This window comes from Dokdonella sp. (assembly GCF_019634815.1).
Taxonomy (GTDB): domain Bacteria; phylum Pseudomonadota; class Gammaproteobacteria; order Xanthomonadales; family Rhodanobacteraceae; genus Dokdonella_A.
Window position 1 is genome coordinate 49,007 of record NZ_JAHCAP010000015.1, and the last position, 19,355, is coordinate 68,361.

A 19,355-nucleotide genomic window follows, 5' to 3' on the forward strand; every position below is an offset into this window, starting at 1 on the left:
GCAGCGACTCACCGCCGATTCCAAGGTTCCGGCGCGCGGTGGGCGAGTCTCAATGATTGGGGTAGAGGATAGGGAAGGCCCAGCCCGCCGGACCGCTCACCGTGACATCGGCATTGAGCACGGAATAGCTGGCCGGCATCAGCGAGAATTTCGGTGAGGGCGCCTGCGTGCTCAGGTCGCTGAACAGATTGCCGCCGTCTTCCATGTCATTGGCCTGGCCGGTGAGTTCATAGCGTTCGAACACGTAGGGCAAGCCTTCGGAATACAAGGGATCGGGATTGCTCGAAACATGGAAATGCAGATGCGGCTCGCTGGTGTTGCCGCTGTTGCCCAGCCGCGCGATCAGCTGGCCGCGCTGCACCGGCTGGCCGACGCGCACGCGCAGGCTGCCCGGTTGCAGATGTGCATAGAACGCGAAATGCCCGCCGCCGATGTCCTGCATGATGTAGTTGCCGCCGGCCATCTCGACGGTCGGATTGGGTGGATTGCGCGGTGGCGTGCTCTCGGGCATGCCGTCGCGGATGCCGGCGATGACGCCGTCCGCGACCGCGATGATCTCCTCGCCCCAGGCCAGATAGCTCGCGTTGCGGTCGAGCGGACCGATTGCGCGGCGCGCCTGGTCGTCGACCTTGACCCAGTCGATCGCGTAGCGCTCGGGGGCGCTGAACTGGCCGACGATCACCGAGCCATCGGCCCTGCGGCCGGGGATCAGCGTGCGCCGGTGCGTGCCGAAATCGTTGGCCGAATCGCCCGCGACCCAACCGGTGCCGCGAAACGGCAAGCCGACCATCACCGGCGCGGCGCGTGAAATCGCCGACTCGGTCGTGGCGGTGCTGCGAGTGCTTGCGCCAGCGCTGCAGGCGGTGCTGTCGACTTCGTGCTGCAGGCGCGCGGGCAGCGGCAGGTTGTTGTCGAAGGCGAGAAAGAAGTAGACCACCGCGCCGCCGCCGGCGGGCAGGTCGACCGGATGAATCCGCGTCTGGCCCGCGGCTGGATTGGGGAGGGGCTGCATCTGCGCGTCGTAGACCAGCGTGTTGGGCGCAATCGAGCTGCCCTGGTAACGACGCAGTGCTTCACCATCGCCGAATGCGCGCACATCGACGATGCGCGCGCACGCGCCGCTGAAATTGCGCACTGCCAGTTCGTAGACCAGCACGCGGCCATTGGGGGTGGGCAGCGGCGAAGGGATGTGGTGGATCTCGGCAGTGAGCGTGCCGGCCTCGGCAAACCCGGCGGTGAGGGCCAGCAGGCAGGCCAGGAACGAGCGGGGATCTGGACGAATCGGCGTCATGGGGCGAGACCGTGGCGATGGGTGAAATGAGACATGCCAGCAAACGCGCACGTTCGCAAGGACGAGGATCATCGCCGCTCATTGGCGCCGCCTCAAGTCGCATCGGCGCTACCTGAACGCAGGCCAGACGGTATACTTGCCGCGTTTTGCCCCAACTTTTGCCGTATTTCCACGTCCTTGATACCGAGGGGAAGTCGATGTCGTTCAGTCAACACGGTTTGTGGATCGCGCTGGCCTGTGCCGTGCTCGCGATCGTTTATGGCGCCTGGTCGATCCGCTGGATCCTGGCCAAGCCGGCCGGCAATGAGCGCATGCAGGAGATCGCCGCGGCGATCCAGGAAGGCGCGCGTGCCTATCTCAATCGCCAGTACCGCACGATCGCCATCGTCGGCGTGGTGCTGCTGGTGATCATCGGATTCGCGCTCGACTGGCAGACGGCGATCGGCTTTGCGATCGGCGCGGTGCTCTCGGGTCTGACCGGCTACATCGGCATGAACATCTCGGTGCGTGCCAACGTGCGCACGGCCGAGGCCGCGCGCGGCGGCATTCCCGCGGCGCTCGCGGTCGCCTTCCGCGGCGGCGCGATCACCGGCATGCTGGTGGTGGGCCTGGCCCTGCTCGGCGTTGCCGGCTACTACGTCGGCTTGCTCAAGTTCGGCAGCACGCCCGATCAGGCGCTGCATGCCTTGGTCGGCCTGGCCTTCGGCTCTTCGCTGATCTCGATCTTCGCGCGTCTGGGCGGCGGCATCTTCACCAAGGGCGCCGACGTCGGCGCCGACCTCGTCGGCAAGGTCGAGGCGGGCATTCCCGAGGACGATCCGCGCAACCCGGCGGTGATCGCCGACAACGTCGGTGACAACGTCGGCGACTGCGCCGGCATGGCCGCCGACCTGTTCGAAACCTACGCGGTGACCCTGGTCGCGACGATGCTGCTCGGCGGCGTGATGGCGACCCAGGCCGGCCCCAACGGCGTGCTCTATCCGCTGGTGATCGGCGGCGTGTCGATCATCGCCTCGATCATCGGCACCTTCTTCGTCAAGCATTCCGGCGGCAAGATCATGAACGCGCTGTACAAGGGCGTGATCGTTTCCGGCGTGCTTGCGCTGCTGGCCTTCATCCCGGTCACCCAGGAGCTCATGGCCGGCAGTCAGTACGGCGTGTGGAACGTGTTCGGCTGCGCCGTGATCGGCCTCGTCCTGACTGGCGCGATGGTCATCATCACCGAGTACTACACCGCGACCGAATACGGCCCGGTGCGGCATGTCGCCAAGGCTTCGACCACGGGCCATGCCACCAACATCATTGCCGGCATCGGCATCTCGATGAAGTCGACCGCCTGGCCGGTGCTGGCCGTGTGCGCGGCGATCTGGGGCGCCTACTACCTCGCCGAGCTGTATGGCATTGCCATCGCCGCGACCGCGATGCTGTCGATGACCGGCATGATCGTCGCGCTCGACGCCTACGGTCCGATCACCGACAACGCCGGTGGCATCGCCGAGATGGCCGAGCTGCCCAAGGAAGTGCGCGCGGTCACCGATCCGCTCGATGCGGTGGGCAACACCACCAAGGCAGTGACCAAGGGCTACGCGATCGGTTCGGCGGGTCTGGCCGCGCTGGTGCTGTTCGCCGACTACACCCACAAGCTCGGCGTCGAGCACCCGGGCCAGGTCTTCACCTTCGACATCTCCAACCACTACGTGATCATCGGCCTGCTCATCGGCGGCCTGATCCCCTACCTGTTCGGTGCGATGGCGATGGAAGCGGTCGGCCGCGCCGCCGGTGCGGTGGTCGAGGAAGTGCGCCGCCAGTTCCGCGAGATCAAGGGCATCATGGACGGCAGCGGCAAGCCGCAGTACGACAAGGCGGTCGACCTGCTGACCAAGGCCGCGATCAAGGAAATGATGATTCCCTCGCTGCTGCCGGTGCTGGTGCCGATCATCGTCGCCTTCGGTTTCCGTTGGCTCGGTGGTCCGCTCGCTGGCGTGCAGGCGCTCGGCGGCATGCTCATCGGCACCATCGTCACCGGCCTGTTCGTGGCGATCTCGATGACCACCGGCGGCGGTGCCTGGGACAACGCCAAGAAGTACATCGAAGACGGAAACTTCGGCGGCAAGGGCTCGGATGCGCACAAGGCCGCGGTCACCGGCGACACCGTGGGCGATCCCTACAAGGACACCGCCGGCCCGGCCGTGAACCCGCTGATCAAGATCATCAACATCGTCGCCCTGCTGCTGGTGCCGCTGTTGTAGTCGAAGATCACATTGGATCCAAGCAAGAGCCCGGCGCAAGCCGGGCTTTTGCTTTCATGCGGCATGCTCGAATTGTCGGCTCCGCGCTCGCGAGGCGACTCTTCTTAAACCTTTCCACGCCCGCTTGCGTCTCATGGACGTTCCCTCAACGGAGTTGCGCCATGTACCGTGTCCTTGCCATCGCCGCGCTGCTCGCGGCGCTCGTTTCCGGTCGCGCCCTTGCCGATGACTGCAAGTTCAGCGAGCAGCGCGACTTCGACGTCGATGCGGCGTCCCTCAAGACCCTCGCACTCGACCTGGGCGCCAGTGATGCGACGATCGAAGGAGTCGCCGGGCTCACGAAGGTCGAAGTGCGTGGGCGCATCTGTGCATCGAGCAAGGAAGGACTTGCGCCATTCCAGGTCGAGCACAAGCGCGAGGGCGATCGCCTCATCGTTACCGCGCGCCATGAGAGCAGCGCGGTCAATATCAGCATTGGCGGGGTCCGTTACGCAGGGCTCAAGCTCGCCGTGCGCATGCCCAGGGACCTCGCGCTGAAGGTCGATGCCGCAGCGGGTGATGTCGATGTCAGCAGCGTGGCGAGCCTGGATTTCAAGTCGTCCGCGGGTGATCTCAAGCTCAACGACATTGCCGGCGCCGTCGTCCTCGATCTGGCTGCCGGCGATGTCGAGGGGGGCGGTCTGGGCTCGCTCGAAGTCAAGCGCGCCGCAGCGGGCGACATCAAGCTGCATGACGTGCATGGCGATGCACGCCTGGCGGGAATCAGTGCCGGTGACCTGCACCTGGACAAGGTCGGCGGCTCGGTCGAGATCGGCAACATCGATACCGGCGACGTCCGCCTCGGTCAGATCGCGCATGACGTGCGGGTCCAATCGCTGGGTACGGGCGATCTGGACGTTGACGGGGTCGGTGGCGACCTGGTGGTGCGCTCGCATGGTCTGGGCGACATCACGCACCGCAACGTGCGCGGCAAGGTCGAGGTCCCGCGCGATTCGATGGGTGAGGACTCCGACGATTGAGCGGCGCAGGAACCCGCCAGCGCGCACCGGGCGCTGGCGCGGTGCTCGCGCACGGGCGCTGCGGCGTGCGAGCCATTGCGCTTTGAGGCCCGCGCCCTTGTAACGGCGCGTTTCCCCCACTGGAAACCTGTCATCGCCATGCTGCGCATGAGTGACTTCGATCTCGCCGGCAAGCGCCTGCTGATCCGCGAGGATCTGAACGTGCCGATCGGCAGCCGCGACGGCTCCCGCAAGGTCGCATCTGCGGCCGGTGTTGCGATGTGGGAGCCGGTTGTGGGAGCGGGTGCACCGACGAAGGTTTTCCGTGTCGGTTCGCGGTTCGCCCCGCTCCCACAAGCTCCATTAACAGACGCTCAGCGGGCGATGCCGTAGGTCCAGCCGGCAGTCCAGTCGTCGTTGCGGTCACGGAAGGCGCCGATGTAGGGTGCCGGCGCAAAGAAAGCGTCGTCGGTGACCAATCGGCCATCGTGCAGCGGCGAGCCGGGCGCCGGCAGGAAGCCGACGAGCTGCGGATTGCCGCTGCCATTGCCGGCCCCGCTGTCGAACAGGGCCTTGGCCGCCCCGGGAACGCCGTTGCTGCCGTCGGCGACTGGCGTGGTGCAATTGAGCCAGGTATGGTCGAGGCTGAGATTGGGGCCGCCGACCAAGGCGGCGGTGGCGGCGTTGGCGACCATGAGGCAGGCCTTGCCGGTCTTGTTGAAGTCGCTGACGAGCAGGTTGCTGAGGTGGCCGCCGGTGCCTTCCTTGAGGTGCACGCCGTTGCCACCCCCGCTGCCGTTGCCGATCAGGGTCACGTTCGACCAGCGCGGAATCGTGCGTGGCGAGGCATCGTGATTGTCGGCCTGATTGGATGACTCGAAGCCATTGTCGTCGCCGAGGCCGAGCGAGGCGTTGGCCCACTTCGAAAATGCGAACTGGACCTTGCCGTTCCAGCCCTCGTCCCAATCGAAGCCGTCGTCACCGACTTCGTAGGAAATCAGGTACTTCGCGTTCACGGTGCCACCGAACCACTCGAAACCGTCGTCTTTGCCGCGGTAGGACTGCAGGTGTTCGAGTACGGTGCCGTCACCGACTGCCTGGAAGGTGAACGAATTGACTTCGCGGCCCTCGGTGAAGACATATCCGGCATAGCGGGCCTGGACGTAGCGCAGACTGCCTGAGCTGTCGTGCGGGTTGCTGCCGCCATAGCGCAGGGCTGGATTGAACTCGCTGCGGCAGTCGAACGGCGCCGCGGCGCATTTGTTGTTTGGGGCGTTGCCCGACAGCACGATGCCACCCCAATCTCCGGGCGCAGGCGTCTGCCCGAGCTGCCCGTCGCGCGGACTGGTGAAAATGATGGGTGCGTTGGGCGTGCCGTTGGCGACCAGCTTCGAGCCCGGATTCACGTAGAGATAGTCGGCGCTGTCGCCACTGCCGGTTACGAGGGTGCCTGGCTCGATGGTTACGGTCGCGCTGGCGGTGTTGTCACCGCCCACGGTAACCAGGCCTTCCAGTTGCCAGGTGGTGTCATTGGTGAGGGTCAGGTCGGAGGTGATGGTGCCGCTCAGCACGCAACTGCGCGGCAGGCTGCCGGGGCGGGTGCCGGTTGGACAGGTGGTGAAAGCCCGGGTATAGGCACATCCCACCTTGTCTTGCGTCACCAGGTTCTGCAGCGGGTTGGCCGTCCAGGTCATCGGCTGCAGCCCGCTGCCTGCGGCGGGCGTCACCTTCACTGTCGCTGCGCTGCAGCTGTGGAATTCGACATCGACGGTGCCGAACGCGCGCTGGGTGGGGGTTTCGTTGCCGGCGCCATTGAAGGTGCCGCCCGTGAAAGCGTACAGCTCGGCGCTGCGGGTGAACTCGAATTCACCGAACGTGGGCGACGCGGTCACCCAGATCGGATTGCCTTGGCTGTCGTAGAGGTAGCCCGACACGTACAGGGTCTTGTTGCCATTGGAAGCCGACAGCACGTCGAATACCCAACCACGCGCCGAAGCGGGGTGGCTGAGGTCGGCCCAGCCGCCATCAAAGGCATCGGACAGGGTCAGCGCCGCGTGGGCCTGGCCCACCGCGAGCGCGCCAAGGAGCGCGCCCGTCAGAATCTGCTTGTTGATGAACTTCATCGGAAATTTCCTCGGTTGAACGAAGGGAGCGGTGGGCGCACATGGCGCCGTGGTCGCCGTCCGTCAGCGTAGGGACGGCATGTGACAGCACGGTCGCAGGTGCCTTGCAGGCGTGTGGCAGCGGCCTCACGAGTCTTTGCCGGGCCGCCATTCGAAGCTGAGCTGGAACTCGCGGCCCTTGCGGTACTGCCGCGTTGGCAGACTGCCTTGCGTGAACCTCACCTCGGGGTCGAGCAGGTTGCGCAGCCGCAGCGACCAGCGCCAGTTGGGCGCGAACTGGTGGCGCATCTGGAAGTCCAGCGCGTTGAAAGCTTCCTCGTAGATGTCCGGCTGGCCCTGCACGCCGACTTCGGAGATGCGCCGGCCGGCACGGTTGAACATCAGTTGGGCATCGAAGCGGCCCTCCGGCGGTTCGTAGCCGATCTGCACGTTCACCACATGGGGCGACTGGCCCTGCATCGACCGCGAGAGATTGGTCTGGTAGCTGGCGCTCCGCGGATCGAGTTCCACCCGGGAGCGGATGCGTGCGTAGTTGAATCCCAGACGGAAAGGCGACCAGGGCTGGCCGAAGAAGTCCAGTCTCTTGTAGATGTCGAGCTCGACACCGTAGTTGTGCGCGCTCGCGGCATTGGCAAAGCTCAGCAACGGGGTGGAGCCGGGCAATCGCAAGCGCTCGATCGGGTCCTTGAATCGTTTGTCGAACGCGCCAATGGACAGGCTGTCGGCGTCGGAGAAGTAATACTCCCAGCGCAGGTCGAGGTTACGGATGCGCGTGCCGACCAGGTCGGGATTGCCGATCGTATCGATGTCGAGCTCGGGATCGGTGTAGGGTGCGCGTGACAGCTCACGAAAATCCGGACGCGCCAGGGTTTGGCTCAAACCCAGGCGCAGCTGCGCGTTGGCGCTGTGCATCCAGGTGAAGGCCGCAGCCGGCAGCCAGGCGGCGGAATGGTCGCCAGCCACCACCGGCGGAGAATTCGAGTTGATGATGCTGTAGGTGACGACCTGCTGGTCGTTGCGCTCGCGGCGCGCGCCGAGGGAGAAGCGGAACTGGTCGTGGAACGTGTACTCGGCATTGAGGTAGAGCGAATCCAGGGTTTGCTCCGCTCGATAGTTGTCGGTGGCGCGGGTCACCTCGCGCAGTACGAAACCGTCGGGGCGGATGTTGTCCGGCGCCAGAATCTGGTCGATCGGCAAATGCCAGAACTCGGGATTGGCTGCCAGGTCCGAATTGGGTGCCAACTGGAAAGTGAAGGTGCGAATCGAGGATTCGCGTTCGCGCGTGCTGCGGCCGAGTCCGCCGGCGAAGTTCAGGCTCGAGCCATCCTTGAAATTGAAGGGCAGCAGCGCCTTGAACTGCAGGTTGTCCAGATCGTCATCGAGTTCGCCCCAGGTCTGCGAGTTGGAATCGGAGCGGTGCGAGAACTCCAGTGCGTCGCCGGCATGATCAAAGCGCCAGCGCCGGGTGTTGGGTTCGTCACGGCCGGCCCTGGCGCGTGTGTACTGCCAATCCAGCTCCAGATATTTGGCGAAGGGCAGCACGTGATGGCCGCCCAACTGGTGGGCGAGCAACTGGTTTTCGGTCCACTTCTGTTCGCCGAAGCGCGATGGAACGCTGTCGGCAACACCATCGGTGAGCTTGGCTCGGTCCATCGTCTGGCGCAGCAGCAGGCTGGTCAGCGCGATCCGGTGATCCATGCCGATATCCAGGCCCACGTTGGTGAAGAAGCTGGCGTCGATCTCGCGGCTGGTTGCGTCCACTACCTGTGCGGCGATCGGGTCGAGGCCGTGGTCGCTGGCGGCATAGGTGTCGCGTTGCTCGTGCACGGTGTCCCAGGATTGGGCGTAGCGCGTGGCGCCGATGATGCCCAGTCGCATGTTGTCGCCGAGCTCGAAGCCATTGCCGATGCCGACCGAATAGCCACTGTCCGGGCCGATACGCCGGTCCTCGATGCCGTAGCCTGCCGCTGCCACGCCGTGGCCATAGGCCTGCAGCTGGATCGGGGTTGCGCCGGTCGGGTTGGCTGGCGACTGCGGGCGCAGGAAGCGCCCGCCGGAAATCGCCGCTTCCAGATCGCCCGGCAGCGCGCGCTTGCCATCGTCACGCCCCGTCCAGTCGCGGCTGCCTCCGGCATATCCAATGCCGTCATCGAAGGTCGTGCCTTCGTGGTATCCCAGCGAGCCCTTGGCACGAAAATGGAAGGCGTAGGGGACCTCGCGCGTGCGCAGCACCACGCTCCCGCCGGCAAATTCGCCGGGCAGGCCGGGACCGTAGGACTTCTGCACGATGACGCCATCGAGCAGCTCGGTGGGAAACAGGTCCAGTGGCACCACCCGGCGCGTGTAATCCGGGCTGGGAATCGGCGCGCCGTTCAGCAGCACATTGGTGTAGCGCTCGCCCAGGCCGCGGACATGGACGTACTTGCCGTCCACCACGGTCAAGCCGGTCACGCGCTTGAGCGTGCCAGCCACATCCGAGTCGCCGGTGCGCGCGATCTGCTCGGCGCCCAGTGCCTCCGTCACCGTCGCGGCGCTGCGCCGCTCATCGAGATACAGTGCGTCATTGCCCGCCTTGGAGCTGCCCTGCACGGTCACACCGGAGAGCTCGGTGGTGTCCGCAGGCGAGAGGGCCGGCACCGCAGTCGTCGTCTGATCGATCGCTGGCGTGGCAGATTGCGTGGCAACGGCCACGGGTGGCGACTGCGCCCACGTCTCCGACCCGTGGGCCAAAGCGCAGGCGATGGCGAAACTCAAGCTGGCAACAGGCAAACTGATCGGGCGCACGGCATCGACTTTCGAGAGTGGGGGTCCCTTGCGGGAATCCGCATATCGTCGGCATGGCCGATGACGGGCATGCGACAGGTCGGTGACAGCTCGATGATCGCCGCGGGTCGGCGCGCTCCGGCGGGTCCGCGAAAAAGGGAAGGGGCGCAAGACCGCTGTCGCTGGCCGGCTTGGCAGGTGGCCGAAGGCCCCTTTTCGGCATGTCGTCGGTCGGCCGCTCGAAGACTCTTGCCCGCAGCGCTGCCTGCGCAGCGCCGGGACGCGCTGCACGCGAATCGACCACGCAAGCAACCGGTTCGCCGCAGTCGAGTCCGGGCGTGTACCGGACTCGACGGGCTGAAAAAGTCCAGCACGGACTTGTTCAGCATCCTGCTAAACCCATTTGCGCCACGCTGCGCCTCACCTGCGTTGCCCAAGGAGAGTGCCCCATGTCCCATGTCCTGCCTGCCCTGCTGATCGCTGCCGGCGACATCGCCCTGAGCGGCCTGCGCGGCGATGTCGCCATCGATGAGGTCAGTACGGGCGACGTGGTGCTTGAAAACATCGGCGGCAGCGTCGCCGTCAAGCGACTGGAAACCGGCGACCTGCACCTGCGACACGTCGCCAGAGATGTGCGAGTCGAGTCGATGGACACTGGTGACCTGCAGGTCGAGGATGGCGGCGGAGACCTCACCGCGCGCTCGCATGGTCTGGGCGGCACCGCGCACCGCAACGTGCGCGGCAAGGTGCAGATGCCGGGCGACGAAGACGACTGAACCTGTGCAGGCCAGCGGCGCCCGATCGCAGCCGCGATCGGGCAAGGCGCATTCAGTCGCACGCCTCGATGCGGATGCGCGTGGTCACCGAATTGGCGATGAAACAGCGCTCATGCGCGGCTTCGTGCAGTTCGTCGATTTGCGCGACACTCGGTTGCGTCGCGCCACCGAACGCGATGCGCGGTCGGAGCACGACGTCGGTGATCGCCTGCCGGCCGGGCGCGATGCGGCCCAGCGTGCCGACGGCTTGGTCTTCGTAGGCGTCGACGACCCAGCCGCGCTCGGCGGCGAGCGAAAGGAACCACAGCATGTGGCAGCTCGCGAGCGCGGCGATGAAGGCTTCCTCGGGATCGACTGCTGTCGGGTCTGACCAAGGCGCTGGCACCACGGATGGTGAAGGCGAAGCAGCGATCACCGCGCCGCCGTCGAAGCGCCACTGATGCCGGCGCGAGTAAAGACCGCGGCGGAATTCCGCTGCGGCCTCGCGTTGCCACGCAACGGTTGCGCGATGTTCACTCATGATGTTCCTCGATTCGCGATTCCCGATTTTCAGCGCGACCCTGCCGTGCGGGCAAGCCGGCCATTGCGTCGCGCCCGCGTCGCCGTTGTAATGGCATGTTTCCAACCCTGGAAACTGCGCCATGGCCATTGTTCGCATGACCGATCTCGATCTCGCCGGCAAGCGCGTGCTGATCCGCGAGGATCTCAACGTGCCGATCGAACACGCTGCCGACGGCAGTGCCCACATCACCTCGGAAACACGCATCCTCGCCGCGCTGCCGACGATCCGGCTCGCGCTGGAGAAAGGCGCCGCGGTGATGGTGACTTCGCACCTGGGGCGCCCGAAGGAAGGCGTCTGGACTGCCGAAGATTCGCTCGCGCCGGTGGCGCAGCGCCTGGCGCAACTGCTAGGGCGTGAGGTACCGCTCGTGCGCGACTGGCTCGATGGTGTTGCCGTGGCGCCGGGTCAGCTCGTGCTGCTCGAGAACTGCCGCATGAACGTCGGCGAAGGCAAGGATGACGAGACGCTGGCGAAGAAGTACGCCGCGCTGTGCGATGTGTTCGTGATGGATGCCTTCGGCACTGCACATCGCGCGCAGGCCTCCACCCACGGCGCGATCCGTTTTGCCAAGGTCGCAGCGGGCGGGCCGCTGCTGATGGCCGAGATCGATGCGCTGGCCAAGGCGCTCGAACAGCCGGCGCGACCACTGCTCGCGATCGTCGCCGGCTCCAAGGTCTCGACCAAGCTCAGCCTGCTCGAGAACCTCGTCGACAAGGTCGACCAGCTCATCGTCGGTGGCGGCATCGCCAACACTTTCATCGCCGCGATGGGGCACAAGGTCGGCAAGTCGCTGTTCGAGGCCGACCTGCTCGATACCGCCAGGAAGATCATCGCCGACGCCAAGGCGCGCGGCGCCGAAGTGCCGATACCCACCGACGTGATCGTGGCGCCGGCGTTTGCCGCCGACGCGCCGGCGACGATCAAGGCGGTGGCCGAGGTTGGCGACGAGGACATGATCCTCGACATCGGCCCGCAGACCAGCGCGCGCTATGCCGCGCTGATCGCCAAGGCCGGCACGGTGGTGTGGAACGGCCCGGTCGGCGTGTTCGAGTTCGATGCCTTCGGCAACGGCACGCGCAGCCTGGCGCAGGCCATCGCGGCAGCGCGCGCGTTCTCGATCGCCGGCGGCGGCGACACGCTCGCGGCAATCGAGAAATACGGCGTCGCCGATCGCGTGTCCTACATTTCCACCGGTGGCGGCGCCTTCCTGGAATTCCTCGAAGGCAAGGTGCTGCCCGCGGTCGCCGCGCTCGAGGCGCGCGCTTGAGGCTGGTGCTGCTGGATCTCGACGGTACGCTGATCGACTCCGAGCAGGGCATCACTGCCTCGATCGAACATGCCCTGCGCACGCTCGGCGCGCCGATCCCGCCGCGCGAAGCGCTGCGCGAATGGATCGGCCCGCCGCTGCGCGCGAGTTTTCCGCAGCTGCTCGGTGCCGACCCGGCGCGCACCGAGCAGGCGGTCGCGCTCTATCGCGAACGCTTCGATGCGGTGGGCTGGCGCGAACATGCGGTGTATGCGGGGATCGCCGAGGTGGTCATGCAGATCGCGGCGCAAGGCGCGCAGCTCGCGGTGGTGACGACCAAGGTGGCGCCGCATGCGCAGCGCATCGTCGACCACCTGCCATTCGGCACCTGTTTCCAAGCGACCTACTCGCCTGCGCAGGGCAGCGCGCACAGCGAAAAGGCCACGATGATCGCGCAGGCGCTCAGGGATTTTTCCTGCGCGGCGCACGATGCCGTGATGATCGGCGATCGCCGCTTCGACATCGAGGGTGCGCACGCCAACCACGTGCGCGCGATCGGCGTGAGCTGGGGTTTCGGCAGCATCGCGGAATTGCGCGCGGCGCAGGCCGATGTGATCGCCGACGAGCCGGCGCAATTGCCGGCGCTGCTGGCGCCTTGATGCCAAGGTGCGGACGCGCAGCGCGCCGCTACGGCAGATGCTGCAGGAAGCGCAAGGTGTACTGCAGCGGCTGGGTGCCTCCGACCGAATTGCAGATCGGCGAGGCATTGGCGGTCGGGCTGGCGCAGGGCGTGTCGCGGTCGAACGACCAGTAGTGCACGCCGGCGAGGCCGTTGTCTCGCGCATAGGCCATCACCGTATCGACATCGGCATCGGTAAAGGTCTCGCTGACCACGTCGTTGAGGCCGATCATCGGCGTCAGTTCGATCTTGTCGATCGGCACGTTGAAGCTGTGCATGAGATTGACCGCCGCCTGGATTGCGGAGGCACCCATGTCGCAGCGGCCATCGACCACCACGCATACGCCACTGCCGGTCGCGCCGTAGTCCATCACCATGAGGTTGATCGTGTAGTTTTCCAGGCTCGATGCCTGGATCGCCTGCACGGTGGCGGCGCCCAGGCTGTTGAGTCCGCCGTAACTGCCATCGGAAGCGGCCAGCGTCGCCAGCGTGAAGGAGAAGCGCAGTTGCGGATGAGTGGCCTGCGCCGCGGCCGCGACCGCAACCAGTGACTGGATCTGCGTCGGCGTCTGGCCGCCCTCGATGTCGAAGTCGATGCCACGCAGGTTGGCACTGGCGTAGCGCGCGATGAAGGCTTCGAACTGCTGTGGATCGCTGCAGGTGAACGCACCCGCAGCGCCACCGGTGGCAATGATGTAATCGACACCTGCGGCGACGAAGCTCGGAATATTGGCGTCGGCGAACGCCTGCCCTGCAACCCCGCCCCAGTTCTCGTTGCCGCACTGGCCGGTGGCGAAGGCCAGCGTCACCGTCTGCAGCCCCGGCGTGTGCTGCGGAATCAGGCCACCGCTGCCGACCAGCGGCAAGGCGCTGCCCAGTACCGCGCTGCGCATGTGGTTGGTATTCCAGTCCATGTTGATCGTGACGTCCTTGTAGGGACTGAACACGAACCCTTCGGCAATGCCTTCGAAGCCGTTGCGGAAGATCGGGTCGGGTGGCTCGTTGCCGGGATCGCCGCCATCGCCTTCGCAGGCTTCCACCGCGGTCCACGGCTGGCCCGATCCGGGTGCGCCATTGTGGGATGCCGGCTCATCACCCTGCGTCCACCAGCTGGCGCGGTAGTTGGTCGCATTCTGACTGGCGACATCACCACCGTTGTATGCGGTCGATGCGTTCCAGGCGGCTGCGCATTCGGGCGCGGCGTGGGCGTGGCAGACCGGGATGCAGGCAAGCGCCAGCAATGCGGCAGGACGAATCACGGCAGGCAGGCTCATGTCGGTCGATCCGATGGTGGCGCCGCGCGAGTGCGACGGCGCGCATCATGGGGTCGACTTTCGCGGCTGTCCAAGCCCGCATCGGCATAACGTGACGGACTGCCGCTTTCCGTCGTGGTGGCGCTCAGGCGAGCTTGATCGTCACATCGACATTGCCGCGCGTGGCATGCGAGTACGGGCAGATGTCACGGTGCGCGGTATCGACGATCTCCTGCGCGAGCGCGCGTTCGACACCGGGCAGGTGCACTTCGAGCTGGACCGCAATGCCGAACCCGGTGGGTTCGCGCGGGCCGATGCCGACATGGGCGACCACATGGGTATCGGCCGGAACGTCGACCTTCTTCTGGCCGGCGACCAGGCGCACCGCGCCTTCGAAGCAGGCGGCATAGCCCGCTGCGAACAGTTGTTCCGGGTTGGTGGCTGCGCCGCCCGGGCCGCCCATCTCCCTGGGTACCTTGAGGTCGGCCTTGAGCACGCCATCGCTGCTCTGGATATGGCCGTTGCGACCGCCCTTGGCGGTTGCGGTTGCGGTATAGAGGATCTTGCTGAGTTTCATGGGCTATCTCCTTCAGGGTGGCTCGCAAGCGAGCCGGTCAAGCGGGTGAGGCTGCCGCGCAGCGCGGTCAGGTTCTGTGCGGACAGGCCACTGTGGCGGATCAGGCAGGCGGGAATCTGCAGCGCACCTGCGTGCAAGGCGCGGCCTGCTTGCGTGATGCGGATCTCGACCACGCGCGCATCGCTGCGCCGGCGCCGGCGCGTGACCAGCCCCGCCGCCTGCATGCGCTTGAGCAGGGGCGTGAGCGTGCCCGAATCGAGTTGCAGGCGCTGGCCCAGCTCGCGCACGTTACAGGCATCGACTTCCCACAACACCAGCAGCACGAGGTATTGCGGATAGGTCAGGCCCAGGGGTTCGAGCAGGGGTCTGTAGGCGGTCGTCATCGCCCGCGAGGCGGCATACAGCGCGAAACACAGCTGTTCCTCCAGATGCAGCGATGGGGCCGCAGGCTTGCCAGTGGTCCTGTCCACCCGATCGATTGTATGCAAATGAATTGTGCGCAAACTTAATCGTTCGGAAACATTTGGCGATGAAGATCAGGGTCTGCGGTGGCGGCGTTTGTCAACGCAAACGCAACCCATTACGCTGGGGCGGGTCGGTCACGAAACCGATGGAGGAAGCGATGGGGATCATGCAGCGGAGCGCGCGCGCCCGCACTTCGAGCTGACGCGGCGCTTGCCGGTGGCGCAAGGTAGCGGACGGCGCTTCTCGAATCTGCGGCCGGACAAGGTCCTGGCACTGCAGAAGGGCCGCTTGCGTCAGATCATCTGGCTGGTGATCGCGGCGCTTCTGGTGTTCTGCGTGACCAATTTCACGCGCGGCACCACGATCAACCTCGCTTTCGATCTGGGCCTGATCGTGATGCTGCTGCTGGCGCATCGCTGGAACCAGCAGGGCCGGCTTGAGTTGGCGGCCGCCTGGATGATCGTGACCCTGCTGGTCGGCTTGTGCGGCTTGATGGCCGTCGACCAGGGCCTGTACGACGAGGTTCCGCTGGCATTCCCGGCCCTGCTGGTTTTCGCCGGCATGTTCGGCTCGCGCAAGTTGCTGGTGATGCTGATGGTGGTGATGCTGGCCGTGCTGGCGGCTTTGTATGCCCTGCACGAGGCGGGGATCCTGCTCAGCGTGCCGCGTCCGCTCAATTGGCGACGGCCGCTGGCAATGATCCTGATCATCGTCTTCAGCGGTTTCTTCGTGTGGCTGCTCGCGGGGGACCTGCTGCGCAACATGGTGCGACTGGAAGCGGAAAAGCTTGCCTTGCAAGCCTCGCGCGAACGCATCGCCCTGATGGCCCGGCACGACAGTCTCACCGGGCTGCCCAATCGCAGTCTGGCGATGGAGCAGTTGCAGTACCTGCTGGGCAAGCCGCGCCGCGGCCAGGACATGATCGCGGTGATGTTCCTCGATCTGGACAACTTCAAGACCATCAATGATTCACTCAGCCATTCGGCAGGCGATGAATTGCTGTGCAAGGTTGGTGAAGCGCTGAGCCTGGCCGTGCGCGGCAGCGACATGGCGGCGCGCATGTCGGGTGACGAATTCCTGATCGTGCTCGGTGACCTCGAGAATGAGGATGCGGCGGCGGATACGGCGACGCGGATCTTGCAGGCACTGAGCCAGCCGTTCGTGCTCGACGGCGTCGAGGTGCCGATCACGGCCTCGCTCGGCATCGCGCTGGCACCGCGCGATGGCAACGAGCCGGCGGTTCTGCTCAAGCATGCTGATCTGGCGATGTACCAAGCCAAGGATGCCGGCCGCAACGCGTTTCGCTTTTTCGATGCCAGCGTGAATCAAGGCATACTCGAGCATCTGCAAATCGCCTCGGGCCTGCATGCGGCGCTCGCCCATGACGAGCTCGAGGTCCACTACCAACCCAAGTTCGATTTGGGCAGCGGGCGCGTGGTCGGAGCCGAAGCGCTGCTGCGCTGGCCGCGGCCCGATGCCGCGCCGGTGTCGGTGCACCGCATCATCGAAGTGGCTGAGCGCAGCGGCCTGATTCACGAAGTCGGTGCCTGGGTGCTGCGCCAGGCCTGCGATGCCGCCCGCGAATGGCGCCGCGCCGGGCTCGGTGAGCTGGCGGTGTCGGTCAATGTGTCGCCTCTGCAGTTCCGTCGTGGCGACCTCGAAGCCACGATCCGCGAGGCGCTCGCCGCGAGCGCACTCGAACCCGGCAACCTCGAACTCGAAATGACCGAGTCGACCTTTGCCGACACCCCCGACCTGATTGGCGTGTTGCGGCGTCTGGGCGAACTTGGCGTGCGCATCACGATCGACGATTTCGGAACCGGCTATTCCAACCTTGCCTACCTGCAACGATTCGCCGTGCATTCGCTCAAGATCGACCAGTCGTTCGTGCGCAATCTGGGCAGCAGTGCGCAGGATGAGGGGCTGGTGCGGGCGATCATCGAGATGTCCCATTGCCTGGGTATGCAGGCGACCGCCGAGGGCATCGAGGATGCACAGTCGCTGGCGCGGCTGCGCGACTTCGGCTGTGAATTCGGTCAAGGCTTCCTGTGGGCGCCGGCCTTGCCGATCGATCAATTCATCGCCTTCGTGCGTGAGCGCCACGCGGCTGCCGGGTGAGCGCGACCGACCTTCGGCGCGGGCCTGCTCGCGTATGATCGTTATACCGATCACTCACGCACGGGACGACAGGTGGAAGAACAATTGCGGCGCACCAAGATCATCGCCACGCTCGGGCCGGCCACGGATGCGCCGGGTGCGCTGCTCAAGGTACTCGCCGAAGGCGTCAACGTCGTGCGGCTCAATCTCTCGCATGGCAGCGGCGATGATCATCGCGCGCGGGCGCAGGCGGTGCGTGCGGCGGCGCGTGAGCTCAAGATCGAAGTCGGCATCCTGGCCGACCTGCAGGGTCCGAAGATCCGCATCGAACGCTTTGCCGACGGTCCGATCGAACTGGCGTCGGGCGCGCCGTTTGCGCTCGACTGCCGCGCCGATGCGCCACCGGGTGATGCCACGCGCGTGGGGGTGTCTTACCTCGACCTCTGGCGTGACGTGAAACCCGGCGATGTGCTGTTGCTCGACGATGGCCTGGTGTCGCTGGAAGTGGTCGAGGTCGGCAAGGCGCGCGTGGACTGCGTGGTGCTTGCCGGTGGACGATTGTCCGATCGCAAGGGCATCAACCGTCTTGGCGGTGGTCTCACCGTGGCAGCGTTGTCAGAGAAGGATCGCAACGACATCCGCCTTGCCGCCGAGCTGGGGGTGGACTTTCTCGCCGTGTCCTTCGTCAAGACCGCGCAGGACATCGAAACCGCACGCGACCTCCTGCGGCAGGCCGGTGGTGAGGCCGCGCTGGTGGCCAAGATCGAGCGCGCCGAGGCGATCGACAACCTTGCCGAAATCGTGGAAATCTCCGATGCGGTGATGGTCGCGCGCGGCGATCTGGGCGTGGAAATCGGTGATGCCGAGTTGCCCGGTCTGCAGAAGAAGATCATCCGCGATGCCCTGCGCGGCAGCCGCATCGTCATCACCGCGACGCAGATGATGCAGTCGATGGTCGAGTCGCCGATTCCCACGCGCGCCGAAGTACTCGATGTCGCCAATGCCGTGATCGACGGAACCGATGCGGTGATGCTGTCGCAGGAGACCGCGGCCGGAAAGCATCCGGCGCTCGCGGTCGCGGCGATGCGGCGCGTGTGCCTTGGTGCCGAACGCCAGTTCCAGCCGGTCGAAAACCTTGCCCCGGGCATGCACCGGCTCGATCGAGCCGATCAGGCAATCGCCCTTGCCGCGATGTTCCTGGCCGGACAGATCAGCGTGCGCGCGATCGTCGCGCTGACCGAAAGCGGCGCAACCGCACAATGGCTGTCACGCTTCCGATCGACCGTGCCGATCTACGCATTGTCGCGCAATGCCGCCGCAAGGCGCCGCATGCTGCTCTATCGCGACGTGTATCCGGTTGATTTCGACGCGCGCGACGCCGGGCCGACGCAGGCAGTGCGCGAGGCGCTTGCGCATCTGTTTGCGCTGGGTCGTCTGGGCGTGGGGGATCGCGTGCTGGTGACCACGGGGGACCACACCGGGCAGTTGGGTGGCACCAACACGCTCAAGCTCTTGCAGCTCGGCGCCAATGGCGTGGTCGAGGGCCTGAGCGGCTTGTAGCGCCGGATGTCGGGCGCGATGGCGGGGGCACCTCGACTGCACTCGCCTCGGCCTTGCGCCATGCATCGCAGCGGATGGTCGAAATCGCGCCTGGGCCGACGCGATAGCGACGCAGGTGATGCCGGCGCCATCCTGAATCGCGGCACTGGTTTCGCGGCGCCCGGGCGGGCATTGGCCTAGAATGGGCGCCATGCTCGTCCGAGCAAGCCTTCGAGGAGTCCGCCCATGAAGCATCTGGCGTTTGCCGTTCTTGCATTCGGACTCATTGCCGGCGCGCGCGCCCAGTCGATTGATGCGCCCAAGGTCGTCGTGCCCGACAAGCTGGCCGACTACTGGGTGCTCATCAACAGTTCGGTCGAGGCCGATGTACCCAACATCGCCAAGAACATTCACGCGCCGGGTTGCGCGGCGGTTTCGTTCGTGGTCGACAAGAACGGCAGCACCAGCCAGATCAAGGTGCAGCGCGTGGTGCCCGCGGGGGATTTGGGCCGCATCGCCGAAAGCATGGCCAGGCACATGCGCTTCGAGCCGAGCGTGGCCAATTCCGGGCGCAGCCGCGTATTCAGTTGGCTGATTTTTCCATTCAATTCGCCCGCTGACGCCACCGCGCGCAGCGACATGATGAAGCCCTGCGCGATCGACAAGCTCGGCTGGGACGACCGATGAGGTGAACGCGCAACAGGGGGCGCCAGCATGAACAGGGGCCGGTCGGCCGA

General features: G+C 65.9%; 16 protein-coding genes. 9 read left to right on the forward strand and 7 right to left on the reverse strand.

The features are described from left to right. Positions 1 to 49: 49 nt before the first annotated feature. Entirely contained in the window at positions 50 to 1,291 is a 1,242-nt protein-coding gene (locus KF759_RS09015; protein ID WP_291224697.1) for a M23 family metallopeptidase, read from the reverse strand. A 197-nt stretch (positions 1,292 to 1,488) separates the two neighbouring features. Here KF759_RS09015 and KF759_RS09020 point away from each other — a divergent pair, with 197 nt between their 5' ends. The 3 genes from KF759_RS09020 (at position 1,489) to KF759_RS09030 (ending at position 4,931) form a co-directional block, all read left to right on the forward strand. Next, positions 1,489 to 3,540 (forward strand): sodium-translocating pyrophosphatase, encoded by a 2,052-nt coding sequence (locus tag KF759_RS09020; protein WP_291224699.1) that lies wholly within the window; start codon positions 1,489 to 1,491, stop codon positions 3,538 to 3,540. A 161-nt stretch (positions 3,541 to 3,701) separates the two neighbouring features. Then, positions 3,702 to 4,559, forward strand: a complete 858-nt coding sequence (locus tag KF759_RS09025; protein ID WP_291224701.1) for a DUF4097 family beta strand repeat-containing protein — start codon at positions 3,702 to 3,704, stop codon at positions 4,557 to 4,559. Positions 4,560 to 4,706: 147 nt separating this feature from the next. Continuing rightward, positions 4,707 to 4,931, forward strand: coding sequence for a hypothetical protein (locus tag KF759_RS09030; protein WP_291224703.1), 225 nt, complete (start codon positions 4,707 to 4,709; stop codon positions 4,929 to 4,931). On the opposite strand, the gene KF759_RS09035 is transcribed toward KF759_RS09030, so the two are convergent. Further along, the gene (locus tag KF759_RS09035) at positions 4,913 to 6,661 is read right to left on the reverse strand and encodes a hypothetical protein (RefSeq protein WP_291224705.1); all 1,749 of its coding nucleotides are present in this window, start codon (positions 6,659 to 6,661) and stop codon (positions 4,913 to 4,915) included. The genes KF759_RS09030 and KF759_RS09035 overlap by 19 nt on opposite strands. A 126-nt stretch (positions 6,662 to 6,787) precedes the next feature. Further along, the gene (locus KF759_RS09040; protein ID WP_291224706.1) at positions 6,788 to 9,352 is read right to left on the reverse strand and encodes a TonB-dependent receptor; all 2,565 of its coding nucleotides are present in this window, start codon (positions 9,350 to 9,352) and stop codon (positions 6,788 to 6,790) included. 521 nt (positions 9,353 to 9,873) lie between these two features. Between KF759_RS09040 and KF759_RS09045 the strand changes: the two genes are divergently transcribed. After that, on the forward strand, positions 9,874 to 10,200 hold the full coding sequence (locus tag KF759_RS09045) for a hypothetical protein (protein ID WP_291224707.1): 327 nt from the start codon (positions 9,874 to 9,876) through the stop codon (positions 10,198 to 10,200). Positions 10,201 to 10,252: 52 nt separating this feature from the next. On the opposite strand, the gene KF759_RS09050 is transcribed toward KF759_RS09045, so the two are convergent. Further along, on the reverse strand, positions 10,253 to 10,720 hold the full coding sequence (locus tag KF759_RS09050; protein WP_291224708.1) for an OsmC family protein: 468 nt from the start codon (positions 10,718 to 10,720) through the stop codon (positions 10,253 to 10,255). A gap of 121 nt (positions 10,721 to 10,841) precedes the next feature. Here KF759_RS09050 and KF759_RS09055 point away from each other — a divergent pair, with 121 nt between their 5' ends. Further along, positions 10,842 to 12,029: a phosphoglycerate kinase gene (locus tag KF759_RS09055; RefSeq protein ID WP_291224709.1), complete on the forward strand. Its 1,188-nt coding sequence runs from the start codon at positions 10,842 to 10,844 to the stop codon at positions 12,027 to 12,029. Between the two features lie 5 nt (positions 12,030 to 12,034). Continuing rightward, positions 12,035 to 12,667, forward strand: coding sequence for an HAD hydrolase-like protein (locus KF759_RS09060; protein ID WP_345777430.1), 633 nt, complete (start codon positions 12,035 to 12,037; stop codon positions 12,665 to 12,667). A 28-nt stretch (positions 12,668 to 12,695) separates the two neighbouring features. On the opposite strand, the gene KF759_RS09065 is transcribed toward KF759_RS09060, so the two are convergent. From KF759_RS09065 to KF759_RS09075, 3 genes are all read right to left on the reverse strand, one after another. Beyond that, a complete protein-coding gene (locus KF759_RS09065) occupies positions 12,696 to 13,961 on the reverse strand; it encodes a carbohydrate-binding protein (protein WP_291224711.1) in 1,266 nt (421 codons plus the stop codon). Between the two features lie 124 nt (positions 13,962 to 14,085). After that, on the reverse strand, positions 14,086 to 14,517 hold the full coding sequence (locus KF759_RS09070) for an organic hydroperoxide resistance protein (protein ID WP_291224712.1): 432 nt from the start codon (positions 14,515 to 14,517) through the stop codon (positions 14,086 to 14,088). Continuing rightward, positions 14,514 to 14,987: a MarR family transcriptional regulator gene (locus KF759_RS09075; RefSeq protein ID WP_291224713.1), complete on the reverse strand. Its 474-nt coding sequence runs from the start codon at positions 14,985 to 14,987 to the stop codon at positions 14,514 to 14,516. Before KF759_RS09075 ends, KF759_RS09070 begins: the two co-directional genes overlap by 4 nt. Before the next feature lie 283 nt (positions 14,988 to 15,270). Between KF759_RS09075 and KF759_RS09080 the strand changes: the two genes are divergently transcribed. From KF759_RS09080 to KF759_RS09090, 3 genes are all read left to right on the forward strand, one after another. After that, the gene (locus KF759_RS09080) at positions 15,271 to 17,100 is read left to right on the forward strand and encodes an EAL domain-containing protein (RefSeq protein WP_291224714.1); all 1,830 of its coding nucleotides are present in this window, start codon (positions 15,271 to 15,273) and stop codon (positions 17,098 to 17,100) included. A gap of 72 nt (positions 17,101 to 17,172) precedes the next feature. After that, complete coding sequence (gene pyk / locus KF759_RS09085) at positions 17,173 to 18,639, forward strand: pyruvate kinase (protein WP_291224716.1); 1,467 nt, start codon at positions 17,173 to 17,175, stop codon at positions 18,637 to 18,639. A gap of 225 nt (positions 18,640 to 18,864) precedes the next feature. Beyond that, on the forward strand, positions 18,865 to 19,305 hold the full coding sequence (locus tag KF759_RS09090; protein WP_291224718.1) for an energy transducer TonB: 441 nt from the start codon (positions 18,865 to 18,867) through the stop codon (positions 19,303 to 19,305). The last annotated feature ends 50 nt before the right edge of the window (positions 19,306 to 19,355 follow it).

Bases quoted from the DNA above. Each gene is read 5' to 3' on its own strand.
- KF759_RS09015 (WP_291224697.1), bottom strand. From the start codon at position 1,291: ATGACGCCGATTCGTCCAGATCCCCGCTCGTTCCTGGCCTGCCTGCTG.
- KF759_RS09020 (WP_291224699.1), top strand. From the start codon at position 1,489: ATGTCGTTCAGTCAACACGGTTTGTGGATCGCGCTGGCCTGTGCCGTG.
- KF759_RS09025 (WP_291224701.1), top strand. From the start codon at position 3,702: ATGTACCGTGTCCTTGCCATCGCCGCGCTGCTCGCGGCGCTCGTTTCC.
- KF759_RS09030 (WP_291224703.1), top strand. From the start codon at position 4,707: ATGAGTGACTTCGATCTCGCCGGCAAGCGCCTGCTGATCCGCGAGGAT.
- KF759_RS09035 (WP_291224705.1), bottom strand. From the start codon at position 6,661: ATGAAGTTCATCAACAAGCAGATTCTGACGGGCGCGCTCCTTGGCGCG.
- KF759_RS09045 (WP_291224707.1), top strand. From the start codon at position 9,874: ATGTCCCATGTCCTGCCTGCCCTGCTGATCGCTGCCGGCGACATCGCC.
- KF759_RS09050 (WP_291224708.1), bottom strand. From the start codon at position 10,720: ATGAGTGAACATCGCGCAACCGTTGCGTGGCAACGCGAGGCCGCAGCG.
- KF759_RS09055 (WP_291224709.1), top strand. From the start codon at position 10,842: ATGGCCATTGTTCGCATGACCGATCTCGATCTCGCCGGCAAGCGCGTG.
- KF759_RS09065 (WP_291224711.1), bottom strand. From the start codon at position 13,961: ATGAGCCTGCCTGCCGTGATTCGTCCTGCCGCATTGCTGGCGCTTGCC.
- KF759_RS09070 (WP_291224712.1), bottom strand. From the start codon at position 14,517: ATGAAACTCAGCAAGATCCTCTATACCGCAACCGCAACCGCCAAGGGC.
- KF759_RS09090 (WP_291224718.1), top strand. From the start codon at position 18,865: ATGAAGCATCTGGCGTTTGCCGTTCTTGCATTCGGACTCATTGCCGGC.